At 70.5% G+C, this 15241-nt stretch carries 12 protein-coding genes; 7 read left to right on the forward strand and 5 right to left on the reverse strand.

The window, feature by feature from the left end; all coding sequences use genetic code 11:
* The first annotated feature begins 185 nt into the window (after window positions 1-185).
* Window positions 186-5747, forward strand: coding sequence for a beta-propeller fold lactonase family protein (locus BLU81_RS19565; protein WP_092545999.1), 5562 nt, complete (start codon window positions 186-188; stop codon window positions 5745-5747).
* A gap of 23 nt (window positions 5748-5770) precedes the next feature.
* Window positions 5771-7138 carry a transaminase gene (locus BLU81_RS19570; RefSeq protein ID WP_092546000.1) on the forward strand — a complete coding sequence of 456 codons (1368 nt, stop codon included), beginning with the start codon at window positions 5771-5773 and terminating at the stop codon, window positions 7136-7138.
* 22 nt (window positions 7139-7160) lie between these two features.
* On the opposite strand, the gene BLU81_RS48410 is transcribed toward BLU81_RS19570, so the two are convergent.
* Complete coding sequence (locus tag BLU81_RS48410; protein WP_197686298.1) at window positions 7161-7319, reverse strand: hypothetical protein; 159 nt, start codon at window positions 7317-7319, stop codon at window positions 7161-7163.
* A 50-nt stretch (window positions 7320-7369) separates the two neighbouring features.
* On the opposite strand from BLU81_RS48410, the gene BLU81_RS19575 reads away from it, so the two are divergent.
* On the forward strand, window positions 7370-8137 hold the full coding sequence (locus tag BLU81_RS19575; RefSeq protein WP_092546001.1) for an isocitrate lyase/PEP mutase family protein: 768 nt from the start codon (window positions 7370-7372) through the stop codon (window positions 8135-8137).
* Here the strand turns inward: BLU81_RS19575 and BLU81_RS19580 are convergent.
* The 4 genes from BLU81_RS19580 to BLU81_RS19595 are packed head-to-tail and all read right to left on the reverse strand — an operon-like array spanning window position 8106 to window position 11515.
* A complete protein-coding gene (locus tag BLU81_RS19580) occupies window positions 8106-9092 on the reverse strand; it encodes a GGDEF domain-containing protein (RefSeq protein ID WP_157751685.1) in 987 nt (328 codons plus the stop codon). The two genes, BLU81_RS19575 and BLU81_RS19580, sit on opposite strands and share 32 nt — an antisense overlap.
* Before the next feature lie 52 nt (window positions 9093-9144).
* Window positions 9145-10236, reverse strand: coding sequence for an o-succinylbenzoate synthase (menC, locus tag BLU81_RS19585; protein ID WP_092546003.1), 1092 nt, complete (start codon window positions 10234-10236; stop codon window positions 9145-9147).
* Window positions 10233-10856 (reverse strand): MurR/RpiR family transcriptional regulator, encoded by a 624-nt coding sequence (locus tag BLU81_RS19590; protein WP_092546004.1) that lies wholly within the window; start codon window positions 10854-10856, stop codon window positions 10233-10235. Before BLU81_RS19590 ends, menC begins: the two co-directional genes overlap by 4 nt.
* The gene (locus tag BLU81_RS19595) at window positions 10853-11515 is read right to left on the reverse strand and encodes a GNAT family N-acetyltransferase (protein ID WP_092546005.1); all 663 of its coding nucleotides are present in this window, start codon (window positions 11513-11515) and stop codon (window positions 10853-10855) included. Before BLU81_RS19595 ends, BLU81_RS19590 begins: the two co-directional genes overlap by 4 nt.
* 95 nt (window positions 11516-11610) lie before the next feature.
* Between BLU81_RS19595 and BLU81_RS19600 the strand changes: the two genes are divergently transcribed.
* From BLU81_RS19600 to BLU81_RS19615, 4 genes are read left to right on the forward strand one after another with little or no spacing between them, the layout of a single operon-like run.
* Window positions 11611-12690 carry a M20/M25/M40 family metallo-hydrolase gene (locus tag BLU81_RS19600; protein WP_092546006.1) on the forward strand — a complete coding sequence of 360 codons (1080 nt, stop codon included), beginning with the start codon at window positions 11611-11613 and terminating at the stop codon, window positions 12688-12690.
* Window positions 12691-12743: 53 nt separating this feature from the next.
* Window positions 12744-12998, forward strand: a complete 255-nt coding sequence (locus BLU81_RS19605; RefSeq protein WP_092546007.1) for a DUF3040 domain-containing protein — start codon at window positions 12744-12746, stop codon at window positions 12996-12998.
* A gap of 50 nt (window positions 12999-13048) precedes the next feature.
* Window positions 13049-13732 (forward strand): response regulator transcription factor, encoded by a 684-nt coding sequence (locus BLU81_RS19610; protein ID WP_092546008.1) that lies wholly within the window; start codon window positions 13049-13051, stop codon window positions 13730-13732.
* Entirely contained in the window at window positions 13729-15198 is a 1470-nt protein-coding gene (locus BLU81_RS19615; RefSeq protein ID WP_092546009.1) for a sensor histidine kinase, read from the forward strand. Before BLU81_RS19610 ends, BLU81_RS19615 begins: the two co-directional genes overlap by 4 nt.
* Window positions 15199-15241 lie beyond the last annotated feature (43 nt).

The following is a 15241-nucleotide window of genomic DNA, read 5'->3' on the forward strand; positions in this document are numbered from 1 at the left end:
CATGGATCGACACCCTTCCACTCCCGCGGTTCGGCAACATCACCGCAGGTAGATCGTCACGTGCGCATTCCGGATCGGACACCGCGCAATCGAGATCAACAACAGTGTGTCGTCAAATCACAGCGGTTCGTAATCAACTCGGGGTTTCGTGGGCGGCTTCGGCGTCGCACCATGGATGACGGGTGATGCAATCGATGAGCGGGCGACGACTGGCAGTGGTCATTAGCGTCGAGCAGCACGACGACCCCGTGTTGCGCAGGTTCGCGGTGCCGTCGGCTGATGTTCCGGCGTTCGTGGACGTGCTCGGGGAGCAAGCGCTCGGCGGGTTCGAGGTGGAGTTCCTGCGAGATCCCGGGGCGCGGGAGGCGTGGGGCCGGGTCAAGTCCCTGTTCGAGGGGCGTGACCAGGACGATTGTGTGCTGCTCTACTTCCGGGGTGTGATGCTGACCGGGCCGGGTGGCGGGCTGTATCTGGCCGCCGCCGACACCGTCATGGGCCGCCCCGCGGACACCGCGCTCGACGTGTCCCAGGCCGCGTCGCTGATGCAGCGCAGCCGCGCCGGGCAGGCCGTGGTGATCCTCGACGGCCGGACCGGCGGTCCCGTCGACGCCGGTCACCATTTCCGGGCCGCCCGCTCCGCCGAGTGGCAGAGCCGTGTCGTGATCGCCTCGACCGCCCGGCCCGAGCCCCCCACTTTCGCCGGGCTGATCGCCGACGGCGTCACCAGCGGCGCCGCCGACCGTGACCGCGACGGCTGGATCGGCATCAGTGAACTCTACGACCACCTGCGCGAACGCGACCCCAGCGCCCGGCAGTGGGTGTTCGGCTCCGGCCGGCAGCCGTGGCTCTCCCGGATCCGGCGCCCCGGCAGCGACCAGATGGCGTCGATCGCCCAACTGGCCGTCGCCGCCGCCGGCACCGACCTGTCCCGCGCTGTCGAAGCCCGCTCCGCCCTGCACGGCCTGTCCACCGGCGAGGGCCGGGTGGCAGCCGCCGCGACCGCCGCGTTGCGCCGCACTTCGGTCCGCCTGGCCGAACCCGCCCTCGACTTCGGCCGGGTCGCCCCCGGCACCCGCCAGCTGGCCGCGGTCGTCGCCGTGCAGGGCCCCCCGCTGTCCGCGGCGTCAGCAGTGACCAGCTCGACGGAGGGCTTGCACGCCCGCCTCGAAGGCGGCACGCTGCGGGTCTCCTGGTTCCCCACGGTGGGCCGTTTGAACGGCGCCGTCACCTTGGACGGCCCAGCCGGCACCGCACGCCTCACCGTCACCGGCGAGGTCTCGGAGGACTTCGACGTAGTCACCGGCGGCTGGATCCCGTCCAACGGCACCGGCGCTCAGGCTCAAGCCCTCCCACCCGGCCCCGGCGGTTCACCCACGGCCCGCCCCGAGGCGGCCACACCCGGAACAGCACAGCCATGGCCCACCCCAGTCTCTGGCGTCGGCTCTGGCGCTAGCCTCGGCCCCGGCTCGGTCACCGGCCCCACTTCTTCACCGGCCACCGGAACGCAGCCCTGGTCCACCCCCGAACCGGCATGGCACGGCCCTGACAGCCCGGCCCCGTCGCACAGTCCAGCATGGTCCGGCGATGCCGGGCGAGCCTCACCACCGGGCGGTGGGCAGGCCTGGCCGGGTGAGACCGTCGCGGCGTGGCCCGGGGAGATGCCGGGACCAGCCGAGGCCTGGCCCGGGGAGACCGGCGCATGGTCCAGCGAGGCCGTCGGCGCCCCCGGCTGGCAGGACGCGGCCCGGCAGACACCACCGCCGATCCCCGACGGCCCGGACCAAGTCCCGGTCGCAGAAGGCAGCAGGCAACTACTTGACCCCGACCTTTCCGGTACGACCGGAGCACCCCGATTCGATCCGCACGCACCGACCAGCGGATCCGCTGCCCCGAGCCGGTTCGATCGGGATGACGCTCCCACGCCCGGATCAGGCACTCGGCCAGGCACTCCCTACGGCAGTCCCGCTGTTCCGGGAACACCAGCCGACGCCCCGTCCGCGAGCACTTCCCCATGGGCACCCATCAGCGGCCCACCGGCCACTCCCTCATACCGGCCCACGGGGCTCCAGCCGGGAGTCAGCCGACCCACAGGGCTCCAGCCGGGAAGCGTTCAGCCACATCGGCCCACCAGTAGTCAGCCCGGAGGCATCCGCCCCGCCAGCAGCCCGCTGGAAAGCAGAACACCGACTGCAGCCGGGAACTCCGATGACGAGCTACTCACCGCGCCGAAGGCCACAGTCCGGGGGACGTTTCCGCTCGCCGGAACAGCCGGCACCGGCCACCGCGGCGATCCTCTCGCCGAACGCACGAACGATGCTCCCGCTGAACGCACGAACGAGACTCTCGCTGGCCACCCGGGCGAATCTGCCGTTGGTACCGACTCGGCGAGCGACTCTGTCTCCAGGCCCGATGAGACGGTTGGCCCAGATTCCACCGCCACGCCGGTCGTAGTCGGTGATCCCCCTGAGGCGGAGGCCCCGGGGAACAACACGGGTTCGGAGACTGCGGCCAGGGCAAACGACACCGGGGAACCAAAAGCCGACACCGGTCCGCACACTCCGAGCGGCGCGATTTCAGGCAATGGTTCGGGGCCTGACGGTCCTATGGCGGAACCGTCCACCCGTGGCGTTTCCGAGACCATGTTCGGGACCAGTCCCTGGCCCGGCTCCGAGTCTCAGCAATCCACCGATGATTCGCGCAGCGCGGCTGTCTCCGAACGAACGGACACCTCCGCCCCGGACCTCAGCGGTTCGGGTGACGAACCGGCCGATGAGCCGGAGGCCTCGGATTCGAACAACATCCGGCAGCCGCAGGATGAGGCTTCGAGCGACACCGGGCAGCCGACGGACACCGCTTCCAGAAACAGCGGGGCGGACGGGCCGAGTCTGACGGAGCCGGGCAGTGAAGAACGTTCCCGGGAACATGTGGTCGATGCCGGGACCTCTGGATCGCTGCAGAGTTCGGCATCGGATCAGGGTGACGTCAGACGGGACACCGGATCGGCTGCGGGAGGCTTCGTCGGCTCGTGGTCCACAAGCTGGGGAAAGACCGACCCGGCCGGAGCATGGCCGGCGGCTGGCCGGAAGCCGGGCCAGTCTCCGGAACAGTCGGCTGTCTCTGAGTCGTCGGCCGCCATACCCGCCACCGAACGCGGCACGATCTCCGAATCCACCGAGACCAGCAGCCCTGAGCCCACCGCGCCCAATACCGACGCGGCCGAGGCCGGCACGTCTGAACGCGGCACGTCTGAAGGCGATGCGGACAGGGTCGGGCGTCGTGAAGCAGTGGATGGCGGCATAGCGGGAGGCTTCGCTGGAGATGGCGGGCATAGCCCGGCCGGGCCGTGGCCCGGCGGCGGATCGTGGCCTGACCGTCCAGCCGGAGCAACCGGAACGGCTGGAGCAACCGAAGCAACCGGGAATGGTGTGGCCATTCCGGCTCAGCGACGGCCCGCGGAGGATGACCGGCCGTCTGGTGGCAGCGCGTCGGCGGAACAGGACGGAGCAGGTCAGGGCTGGTTCGCGGGGACGAGAGCCGGCTCGCCGGTGAATGCCGACGCGGCCAGTGACACGGAAGCAGGCGACGGTTCGCGGTCGAGTACCACTCCGGTGGAACCGGTATCTGGAACAGATGAGGAACCCGCGATTTGGGCCACTCCGGATGCCGACGATCGGGCTGGGGCTGAGACCTCGAGGACGGCTTCCGGAAGCGCGGCAGGAGTCTCGCCTGGAGACGGACCGGGGGAGGCTACTGCCGGAACCGGAACCGAACCAAGGATCGCGGAAGACGCCGCCGAGAGCGGAACGGGTGTGGAGGCTGGGCCCGGTATCCAGCGTGGCGGGGTGGCTGGACCGTGGGGATCACTGCCTCCGCGAGCGGAGACCGGAACAGGGGCAGGGGCAGGGGCAGGGGCAGGGGCAGGGGCAGGCAACCATGGTCGGTCAGCGGATAGCTGGCCGGATTCGGATGCCACCATGGCCTGGGCCGAGGAGCGGGCTCCTTCATCCGGTGTGCCATGGCCGGGCTCGACTTCGGAAGCCGGCCAGCCAGGACAACCGGCGCACTCGGGGCAACCGGCCGGCGATCCGGAGGCCGCTCGGCAATGGCCCGGCGACCGGGGCGGAAGCGGACAGTGGCCCGGCGATCCGGAGGCCGCCCGGCAACGGCCCGGCGGCCGTGGCAGTGCCGGGGAAGGGCACGGCAAAGACCAGGCGGATGGCGGCGGTTCGGCTGGAGGTTGGCCTACCTCGCCGGTGGCGCCTTGGCCGAGTTCTCCGGCGGGGGCCTGGCCGGCTACGGATTCGTGGGCTCAGGGACCGGGGGGTGCTACTCATCCGCAGGGCGACGATGTTCCGGAACAGCCGGGAGGTGGCTATCCCCGAGGCCGCGAAGACCACGAGGCTGCCACCGGCCGGTTCGGTGGGAACTTCGCTGCGGGTCCGGCTGATGGTCCTACCGGGGCCGGCGGATTCGGGGCGGGAATAGCGGGAAGCGGCTTCCCGGCAGCACCCAGCGAAACCGGCTATCCCCGCGGATCACATGGCGCCGATGCCGGTGGGTATTCCGTGGGGGCGGGCGTGGGTCCGTACCCGCAAGGGGTTGAGGAGAAGCGGAAACCGGGACGGCGGCGCATTGCTGTTGTCGCGGGGGTGGTGGTGGTTCTTCTGCTGATTGCCGGTGGGGCGTTTGCGGGGGTGCGGTTCGCGCGGGATCGGGCGGAGACAGCGGCTGCTCCGGGGGATCCGGCGCCCACGGTGACCGCGACTGAGGACGAGCAGCCCGCCGGGGAGGAACCGACTGCTCCGGCGACGGATCCGGCGGGGACTCAGTCGCCGGTGGCCAGTCTGGCGAAACCGGTGGTGCTGGAGCAGATCAAGCTCGGCCGGGAGCCGGAGGGTGTGGCGGTGTCGCCGGACAACCGGACGCTCTATGTGGCTGATCAGGGTTCCAAGGACGTGCATTTCGTGGATGTCCGGTCGCAGAAGAGCAGTGCCATCAAGGTGCCGAACACGCCGCGATTCCTGGCTTTGTCGGCGGACGGGAAGCGGCTTTATGTGTCGCTGTTCGAGGACAACTTCACCGGTAACGGGATGGCGGTCATCGATACCGTGAACCGGTCTCTGGTGAAGACGATCCGGACTGGACCGCGGCCGTTCGAGCCCGCGGTGGCGCCGGACGGCAAGGTGTGGGTGCCGATTCACAACGGGGCCCGGGTGGAGATCTATGACGATCAGTCGCTGACGGAGGCGGCGCGGATCTCGGTGCCGCCGAACCCGCATTGGATCGTGTTCACCCCGGACGGGAAGACTGCTTTCACCGCCAATCACGAGTCGAGTCAGCTGTCGGTGGTGAACGTGGCGGACCGGTTGGTGCTGAAGAACTTCAAGGTCGGTAAGTCGCCGCACGCGCTGGCGGTGACGCCGGACGGCGCGCAACTGGTGGTGACGAACTACGACCTGGACACGGTGGAGGTGTACGACTCCGGTGATCAGCGCCTGGTCCACAAGATCAAGGTGGGTAAGGAACCGCAGGCGGTGATGATCTCCTCGGACGGGAAGCACGCCTACATCGTGAACGAGGGTTCGGACAGCCTGTCGGTGATCGATCTGGGCACCGGCAAGGTGGTGTCGACGGTCGACGTGGGCGACAGTCCGCGGGTGAACGCGCTGTCACCGGACGGTCTGCGACTCTATGTGACGGACGGACGGGGCAAGACGGTTACCGTTCTGCGAACGACCAAAGAGTGACGATTCCCTGGTAGCGTCGCGCCATGTCGACGGATTCCGGGGTTTCTCGCGGTCTTCTCAGCACGTTGTCGGGGCGGGAGCTGGCCACCTACGCCGACCGTCATCGCGGTTCGCGGGCGGCCTACACGCGGGCGGATCACCTGTTCGGCCGGGTTCCGATGACCTGGATGAACAAGGCGGCCGGGCATTTCCCGATCTACCTGGACACCGCGCGCGGGAACCGGATCACCGACGTCGACGGCAACGAGTTCATCGACTTCGCCCTGGGTGACACCGGTGCGATGGCGGGGCACTCCCCCGGCCCGGTGGTCGAGGCCGTCACGCGGCGGATGGCGGATCTGGGCGGGCTCAGCACGATGCTGCCGACCGAGGACGCGACGGTCGCCGCTGCCGAACTGGCGCGTCGTTTCGGCGTACCGAAGTGGAGTTTCGCCCTGACCGCGACCGACGCCAACCGGTGGGCGATCCGCCTGCTCCGGGCTGTCACCGGGCGTTCGAAGATTCTGGTCAACAGCTACTGCTATCACGGTTCGGTCGACGAGTCGCTGATCGTTGTCGGTCAGGACGGGCGCGGGGTGAGCCGGGAGGGCAACGTCGGCGCGCCGGTCGACGTGACGATGACGAGCCGGGTCGCCGAGTTCAACGACCTGGCCGGGCTGGAGCGGGAGCTCGCGCACGGTGACGTGGCGGCGGTGCTGATGGAACCGGCCCTGACGAACATCGGCATCGTGCTGCCCGACGACGGTCATCTGGCCGGGGTGCGGGCGCTGACCAGGAAGTACGGCACCTATCTGATCAACGACGAGACGCACACGTTCTCGGCCGGGCCGGGTGGGGCGACCGCGTTCTGGGGACTGGATCCGGACGTAGTCACGATCGGTAAGGCCATCGGTGGCGGGGTGCCGGTCGGTGCGTACGGTCTCGCCGACGACCTGGCCGAAGCGCTCGCCGGGCGCGGTGACCTGGACCTGATCGACATGGGTGGGGTCGGCGGCACCCTGGCCGGCAATCCGGTGTCGATGGCCGCGACCCGCGCGACGCTGACCGAGGTCCTCACCGCCGAGGCGTTCGACACGATGATCGCGACGGCTTCGGCATTCGCCGACGGACTGATCAAAATCATCAGCGGGTACGGGTTACCGTGGTCCGTCAGCCGCCTCGGCGCCCGGGTCGAGTACCGGTTCACCAGTCCCGCCCCGCGCAACGGCACCGCCTCGGCGGCCGGAGCGGACGCCGAGCTGGAGGATTTCCTGCACCTCTACCTGGCGAATCGGGGTGTGCTGCTGACGCCGTTCCACAACATGGCGCTGATGTGCCCGCAGACCACTCTCGCCGACGTGAACCGCCACCACGAGATCTTCGACGCGGCTTTGACGGAGCTGACGAGCTGAAAGCGGTGAAGGAGCCGACGAGCTAGAAGCGGTTCAGGGTGAACCGGGGCTCCGGGGCGGCGTCGCCGATCGCCAGGGCCGCGGTCATCTCGCCGGTCAGGGCGGCGAACTTGGCCCCGTGGCCGGAGCACGGCGAGAAGGCGACCGCGACGCGGATGTCGGACCTCGGATCGCTGCTCATCGGGCCATTCTGGGGCGTCTCGCGATCCGGGACTGTGGCAGGGTGACGGCATGGGATTTCGTGACTTGCACTCGGCCGGGACCTTCCTCATCCCCAACGCTTGGGACGTGGGTTCGGCCCGGTTGCTGGAGTCGTCCGGATTCTCCGCGGTGGCCACCACCTCCTCGGGTCTGGCCGCCAGCCTCGGCAAACTGGACCAGCAGGTGACCAGGGACGAGCTGGTCACGCACGTGGCGGCGGTGGCGGCGGCGCTCACAGTGCCGTTGAGCGTCGACGGGGAGCGGCTGTTCGACGACATCACCGGGACCGTCGAGCTGCTCGCCGAGGCGGGGGCGGCCGGTGTCTCCATCGAGGACTACGACCCGGCGACCGACACGATCGACGAGTTCGAGGCGGCTGTCGAGCGGGTCGGCACGGCCGCCGAAGTCGCGAGGAGCAATGGGCTGGTGCTGACCGCGCGGGCCGAGAACCTGTTGTACGGGCGGACTGATCTGGACGACACCATCGCGCGGCTGGTGGCGTTCCGGGACGCGGGCGCGGACGTGCTGTTCGCTCCCGGCCTGGTGTCGGCCGGCGACATCGAGCGGGTGGTCACAGCGGTCGCCGCGCCGGTCAACGTTCTGATCTTCCCGGGCACCCCGAGCGTGCCGGAGCTGGCGAAACTCGGGGTGCGGCGGGTGTCGACGGGTGGTTCGCTGGCGTGGGCGGCGTACGGCGCGCTGCGGGACGCGGCCACCGAGCTGCTGGAGTCGGGGACGACCGGTTACCGCGCCCAGGGCCTGACCTCTAGCGAGGTGCGGGCGGCGTTCGGTCGCTGACCCGGTTCTCGGACAGCGCGAGTCCGGCGCGGTGCAGCAGGGTGTCGGCGTCGGTCTCGCCCGGTTCGGCCACCGCGACGCCGAATCCGGCTCGGGGCTGCACCATCAGGTCACCGATCAGCACCGGCTCGCGCATGGCGTCCCGGATCCGGGTGACGACGGCGTCGGCCTGTGCCGGGTCGTTGATGTCCTGCAGGACGATCGCGAACATGTCGCCGCTGATCCGGGCCACCAGGTCGGTGCCGAGGACGTTGGCCCGCAACATCCGGCCATAGGCCCGGCGCAGCTCGTCGCCGTACTCGGAACCGTCCAGATCGGTCAGCACCACGGCGACCGTCTTCGGGCCGCGGGCGTTGCGGGCCAGTGCCACGGACAGCCCGGTGTGCAGGCCCCGCCGGTCGAACAGCCCGGTCAGCGGGTCGGTGCCCGGTTCGGGGATGTCGAACCGGTCGGCCGCGGCGTCCCGGAGCTGGGCCAGCGGCGCGAGGGCGAGCAGGAAGTGGGCGACCAGCAGGCAGGAGTCCACCAGATCACCGCCGGGGCTCTGCCGGACGCTCAGGTAGACCTCGCCGCCGACGGTGGCCAGCGCGGCCGCGGTCAGCAGCCAGGACCGCCAGGTCAGCCGGGACAGGCCGAACACCGCGACCGGGACGAAGGCCAGCAGCGCCACGTCGGCCGGTGACGGGAACGGGTAGTCCTCGGCCGGGAAGACCTGCCGCAGCAGCCCGGAGGTGGCGAGCAGCGCGAACGCCACCGCCATGATCCCCCAGCCGCGGCGGGCCGCCGGATGCCGCCAGGCGACGACGGCCGCGGCCATCGCGGTCACGTCCAGGGCGAAGAGGGTCAGCGCCACCTGTGTCTGTGTGCCGACCATCTCCGCCTCGGCGTGCACCGAGATCAGGGTCGCGGCCAGGCCGATCCCCAGCAACAGCGTGAATGCTCCGAGTCGGGACATCGCACCTCCCATGCAGGACTTTTCGGGCCGCTCATCGGTGTCCCGGGTCCGGTCATGAGAAGTTCTGGGCGCGGGTCGTGTGCGCGGTCACAAAATCCAGGTCGACATCAAAACCCAGACCAGGCTTGGTGGGTACGTCCACCAGGCCGCCGTGGCAGACGATCGGCTCGGTGGTCACGTCGCGGGCGTAGTACTTGGCCGAACCGGAGACGTCGGACGGCAACGTGAATCCGGGCAGCGAACTGAGGGCCACGTTGGCGGCCCGGCCGACACCGAACTCGTGCATGCCACCGCACCAGAGCGGGATGCCGTGCCGGACCGCCAGGTCGTGGGCTTGCAGCGCGCTGGTGAGACCGCCCATCCGGGAGACCTTGAGGTTCACGATCCGGGCCGCGCCCAGGTGCAGTGCGGTGGCCAGGTCGCCGACCTCCTCGATCGACTCGTCGAGGCAGATCGGGGTGGTGATCCGGTCCTGCAGTGCGGCGTGGGCGAGCAGGTCGCGAGGTGCGTAAGGCTGTTCGATCATCGACAGTCCCCGCTGATCCAGTTCGCCGAACACCGACATCTCGCCCGAGGGGTAAGCGCCGTTGGCGTCGACGTGGAGCAGCAGGTCCGGATATCTCTCTCGCACTGCCGTGACCGGTTCCACGTCCCAGCCGGGAGCGATCTTGAGTTTGACCCGCCGATAGCCCTCGGCCACCCGCAGCCCGACCTGTTCCAGCAGGTCGTCGATGGTCGGCTCGATCCCCAGTGACACGCCGGCTTCGACCTTCACCCGCTCTCCCCCGAGGGCGGTCGCCAGCGGTACGCCCCGCACCCGCGCCCACAGATCCCAGGCGGCCATGTCGAACCCGGCGCGGGCGAAGTAGTTCCCGCGCACCACCGGCAGCTCGGACGGATGCTCCCAGGCGGCCTTCAGGATCATCGGCGCGAGATGGTCCCGGGCCACCGCCCAGCAGCTCTCCACCGTCTCGGCGCAGTAGAACGGCCCGCTCGGCGACGCGATCTCACCCCACCCGGTGGCGCCGTCGGTGTCGATCAGGGTCACCAGGATGTGTTCCAGCTCCCGCTTCGCGTGCGAGCTGGTCTGGAAGCGGTGCACGAGCGGCAGCCGGACCCGTCGCAGTTCCACCCGCTCGATCATGTGGTCTCCACGTAGAGTCCCAGGCCGGCCGCGAGAGCGTCCCGGTCGCGCAGCCGGCGGCCGGCGCCTTTCGAGCTGGCGATGGTCAGGGTGGCGAGCAGGTGCAGGGCGAGCGCGACCGAGGTGGGCGAGTTCGCGAAGGAGGCGCTGTCGGCGCCGATCACGATGCTGGTGGTGGCGACTGCGGCCAGGGGTGCGTCGTCGGCGTCGGTGATCAGGACGAGCTGGCCCTCGTTGCACACGTACGCCTCGGCGACCTCGACGGTCTCCCGGCGGTAGCGTGACATCGACACGGCCACGAGCAGGTCACCCTGACGGACGTCGCTGAGCACGTCCAGGGCCCGCAGTGAGCCGTCGCCGACCAGGTGCACGCCGGACAGCCCGGCGCTGAGGTCGGTGGCGAGCATCGACGCGTACGCCAGCGACTTGCCGTAACCGAGCAGGAAACGGCGCCGGGCCGACACGATCAGGGCGGCGGCCTGCTCGATCGCGTCGTGTTCGGCCGCCCAGGCCAGGGCTTTCTCGAACTCGGCACGCTGTTGTTCCAGAACACGCTGCTTGAGCACCTGCGCGGACCGCCGCTGCACGTGCCGGTCGAACCGTTCGGACGGGCTGGTCACGACGCCGCCTCGAACAGGTAGGTGGCCCGGCCGGACGCCTGGACCACCCCGGTCAGCCGGGCGCCGGAGGCGAATCGCTCGCGCAGCCGGGCCCGCAGAGCCGCCCGGTCGGACCGTCGCGGCGCGGCGATCCGGGAATCGGCCGGGGTGTCCACCGGCGGGAGCGGGGCGCCGGGTTTACGGGCGTGCCACAGGTCCCAGCTGACCAGGACACGGTCGGTGTCGTCGCCGTAGTAGTCGGGCCGGAACCGGATCCCGGCCGCGCCGAGGACGGCCAGATTGAAGTGGGCGTTGCGTAACGCGTACGGATCGAAGGTCCATCGCATGGTCCGCGCGCCGGTCGCCCGCGCCACCTCCGCCTGGGCCTGTTTCAGCTGGCGGCCCACCCCGGAACCCTGGGCGGCGGGGGCGACCACGGCGGCCTGCGAGTAGTGGTACAGCTCGCCGCCGTCGACGGCGGCGAAGCCGTAGCAGAAGCCGATCACCGTGCCGTCAGAGCCGAGGGCTCCGATGACCGAGCCGGAGTTCTCCCGCAGGGCGGCGAGCAGGCGCGGGTTGACCCCGAACTCGGGCTGCTGGTAGCCGAAGACGGATCGGTAGAGCGCCGACGCCGCGGTCCACTCGGCAGCCCCGTCGAGCTCGCGTACCACCACTTCCATGACCGCCCCCCGTCAAAGATACGAAACGTATAACCATCATCGTGGCAATATCCACGCTCGTTGACAATGGGTTCGGTGCGACTTAGCGTTCGGATATGCTGGAGACGCTGCGCCGGTACACGTTGCTCGAGTCGCCCACCGGAGACGCCCGGCGACTGGCCGCCCTCGCCGAGGCGCTGGAGGCCGACGCCGCGCGGGCCGGTCTGCACACCGCCCGGGAGGCCCACCCGACCGGCGACCATCTGATCTGGACGCTACCGGCGCGCGACGTCACCGGGCCGCCGCTGCTGTTCCTGAGCCACTACGACACGGTGTGGCCGGTCGGCACTCTCGCCGAGATGCCCTGGTCGGTGACGGGTGACGTGGTGCGCGGGCCGGGGGTCTACGACACCAAGGCCGGTCTCGTCGCCCTGCTCACCGCGATCTCCCAACTTCAAGGTCCACATCCGGCGGTACGAGTGATCGTGGTCGCCGACGAGGAGATCGGCTCGCCGACCGCCGGTGACCTGGTGCGCTCCGAGGCGGCGAAGTCGTCCGCGGTGCTCGGCCTGGAACCACCGCACCCCGGCGGCGACCTGAAGACCGGCCGCCGGGGCAGCACCCGGGCCCGCATCGCGGTGACCGGAGTGGAGGCGCACGCCGCCCTCGACCCGGACGCCGGGGCCAGTGCCATCGACGAGCTGGTGGACCAGCTGATCCGGGTGCGTGCGCTGGTGTCGGCGCGCCCGGTGCTGCTGAACACCGGAACGATCGCCGGTGGCGGCCGGACCAATGTGGTCGCCGGCCGGGCGCACGCCGACCTGGGATTACGGTTCACCGACCCGGCCGACGAGGAAGCGGTGCTCGGCGCGCTGCGGGCCCTGGACCCGATCCGCCCGAAGGCGTCGGTCACCACCGAACTACTGTCGCATCGCCCCACCTGGCAGCCCGGCCCGGCCGGTGCGGCACTGCTGGACCGGATCCGGGTGATCGCGGCCGGTGCCGGGCAGACTCTGAACGGCCACCCGGCCGACGGTGCCGCCGACACGAACACCACCGGTTCGCTGGGCCACCCGACGGTCGACGGTCTGGCCCCGTGGGGTGGGGGCGCGCACGCCCGTACCGAATGGGTCTCGGCGACCGGTTTGGCCGCCCGCACCACCCTACTGGCCGCGATATTGACTGATCTCGTTTAATGATGTGAACCGCGGGTAATCCCCGGACGGCTACTCCGTCATAGGGGGCATCCATGTTGAGTGACGACGACCGTCGCGTCATAGCCGAGCTGGAACAACGGGTCATCCTCAGCGACCCGGACTTCGCCGCGCGGATGGCCGAGCCACCGTCGGAGGTCCGCTTCCCGGCCGTGGCGGTACTCTGCGCCGGCCTGTTCGTCCTGGTCCCACCGGTCATGCTGCTGTTCGGCTGGCCCGGCCTGATCATCGTGGTCGACCTGTTCATCGCCGCTCTGGTCGCGGTGCTGATGCGCCGCCGGCATCGCTGAGCGCCGGTTCTCATCGGGTTCTCATCGACCTGTGTTTCGATGACAGCACCATGAACGCCCACGTCCTCGTCGTCGACGACCAGCCCAACATCCTCGACCTGCTGCGGACCGTGCTCACCTTCCACGGTTTCACCGTCGGCACCGCGGCCACCGCCGCCGAGGCCGTCTCCGTAGCCACCGCCCACCCGCCCGACCTGGTGCTGCTCGACGTCATGCTGCCCGACGGCAACGGCCTGGACGTGTGCCGGCGGCTACGCGAACAGGGTTGCGACGCCGGGATCATCTTCCTCACCGCGCGGGACGGCCGCACCGACCAGCTGTCCGGGCTGGCCTGGGGCGGCGACGACTACGTGACCAAACCCTTCGACGTGGAAGTGCTGCTGGCCCGGGTGCGCGCGGTGCTGCGCCGGGTCCGGGGTGGCGAGCCGACCCGGACCGACCCGGTGCTGCGCTACGCCGACGTCGAGCTCGACCAGGAGACCCTGCAGGTGCGCCGGGCCGGGGAACAGGTGACGCTCTCCCCCACCGAGCTGCGGCTGCTGCGCTACCTGCTGGCCAACCCCGGCCGCGTGCTGTCCCGGGCGCAGATCCTGGACGCCGTGTGGGAATACGACACGACCGCGGTCTCCAACGTCGTCGACACCTACGTCGGCTACCTGCGCCGCAAACTCGACCGGTTCGGGCCGCCACTGATCGTCACCCACCGCGGCTTCGGTTACGCGTTGCGCCAATGAGCCGCCGTTCGCTGCGGTTCACCCTGATCGCCGGAGTCGCGGGACTGACCGCGGCGGCTCTGCTGATCACCTGGCTGACCGCGGCGGTGGCGCTCCGGTCGTACCTGATGAAACAGACCGACGAACAACTCGCCGCCGCGGCCGTCCTGGTCCGGCAGCGTGCCGCGCTGATCCCGCCCGGCGGTGACGGCTCCGAACTGCGCTCGGCGATCTCCGTCACCGAATACCTGATCGAGTTCCGGCGCACCGACGGGCACACCGTGCGGCTCTTCGGCGGCACTCCACTGCCCGCGACGCCACTGCTGGACCACGCCGCGACCGCCGAGGCCGGACCGCAGACCGTGCAAGGTTCCTACCGGGTCCAGGTAGTGCCGGTCGCCACGGGTCTGGTGCTGCTCGGCCTTCCCCTAGCGCCGGTACGGGACACCGTGACCCGCCTCGCCCTCACCGCCGCGATCACGTCGACCGTGGTGTTGATGCTGCTCACCGTACTGGCCCGCTGGCTGGTGGCCCGCCGGTTACGCCCGCTCGACGAGATCGCCGCGACCGCCGGGGCCATCGCCGGCGGCAACCTGGACCGCCGGGTCGGCGCGCCCCCGCCCGGCTCCCCCGAAGCCCGCACCGAAGTCGGGCGGCTGTCGGTGTCCGTCGACGGGATGCTCAGCCGGATCCAGGCCGCGATGGCCGTGCGGGAACGCTCCGAACAGCGGATGCGTGCCTTCGTCGCCGACGCCTCGCACGAACTGCGCACCCCGGTCACCTCGATCAGCGGCTACCTCCAGCTCATCCGCACCGGCGTCGTCGACCTGGCCGACCGCCCGGACGTGCTGCGCCGCCTGGAGCAGGAGGCCGGGCGGATGGGCGCGCTCGTCGACGAGCTGCTCTACCTGGCCCGGCTGGAGTCCGATCCCCCGCCCCGCCGCGGCCCGGTCGACCTGGCGGCACTGATCCGGGACGCGGTCGCCGACGCCCGCGCCATCGAACCGGACCGTCCCCTCGACGTCACGGTCACCGGCCCGGTGACCGTCACCGGCGACGAGAGCACGCTGCGGCAGGTGCTGGCCAACCTGCTCGGCAACATCCTCGCCCACACCCCGGCCGGCACACCCGCGTCGATCACCGCCCATCTCGTCGGCGGCCCACCCGAGTCCGCCGTCACCCGCCCCACCGGCGGCACATCCGAGTCGGGCGCCGGTGGCACACCTGGCTCGCCGTCTGCCGGTATGCCGGGTTTCGGGGTGCCCGCGGTGCGGGTCGAGGTCACCGATCAGGGGCCGGGTCTGCCTCCGGCGTCGGTGGCCCGGGCGTTCGAACGCTTCTGGCGGGCGGACACGTCCCGCGCCCACACCGGTGGCGCCGGCCTGGGCCTGGCCATCGTCGCCGAGGCGATCCACGCCCACCACGGCACCACCGGAATCACACTCGGTGACCCGGGACTGACGGTCTGGTTCGAGGTTCCCATCTGACTCTCATCCGGTTCGCATCGAGCCGTCACCGGCCGCTGATGCC

This window comes from Actinoplanes derwentensis (genome assembly GCF_900104725.1).
In the GTDB taxonomy this organism is placed as follows: Bacteria; Actinomycetota; Actinomycetes; order Mycobacteriales; family Micromonosporaceae; genus Actinoplanes; species Actinoplanes derwentensis.

Coding starts and splice junctions, on each gene's coding strand:
- BLU81_RS19565 (WP_092545999.1), top strand. CDS start 186: ATGCAATCGATGAGCGGGCGACGACTGGCAGTGGTCATTAGCGTCGAG.
- BLU81_RS19570 (WP_092546000.1), top strand. CDS start 5,771: ATGTCGACGGATTCCGGGGTTTCTCGCGGTCTTCTCAGCACGTTGTCG.
- BLU81_RS48410 (WP_197686298.1), bottom strand. CDS start 7,319: ATGAGCAGCGATCCGAGGTCCGACATCCGCGTCGCGGTCGCCTTCTCG.
- BLU81_RS19575 (WP_092546001.1), top strand. CDS start 7,370: ATGGGATTTCGTGACTTGCACTCGGCCGGGACCTTCCTCATCCCCAAC.
- BLU81_RS19580 (WP_157751685.1), bottom strand. CDS start 9,092: ATGTCCCGACTCGGAGCATTCACGCTGTTGCTGGGGATCGGCCTGGCC.
- menC (WP_092546003.1), bottom strand. CDS start 10,236: ATGATCGAGCGGGTGGAACTGCGACGGGTCCGGCTGCCGCTCGTGCAC.
- BLU81_RS19595 (WP_092546005.1), bottom strand. CDS start 11,515: ATGGAAGTGGTGGTACGCGAGCTCGACGGGGCTGCCGAGTGGACCGCG.
- BLU81_RS19600 (WP_092546006.1), top strand. CDS start 11,611: ATGCTGGAGACGCTGCGCCGGTACACGTTGCTCGAGTCGCCCACCGGA.
- BLU81_RS19605 (WP_092546007.1), top strand. CDS start 12,744: ATGTTGAGTGACGACGACCGTCGCGTCATAGCCGAGCTGGAACAACGG.
- BLU81_RS19610 (WP_092546008.1), top strand. CDS start 13,049: ATGAACGCCCACGTCCTCGTCGTCGACGACCAGCCCAACATCCTCGAC.
- BLU81_RS19615 (WP_092546009.1), top strand. CDS start 13,729: ATGAGCCGCCGTTCGCTGCGGTTCACCCTGATCGCCGGAGTCGCGGGA.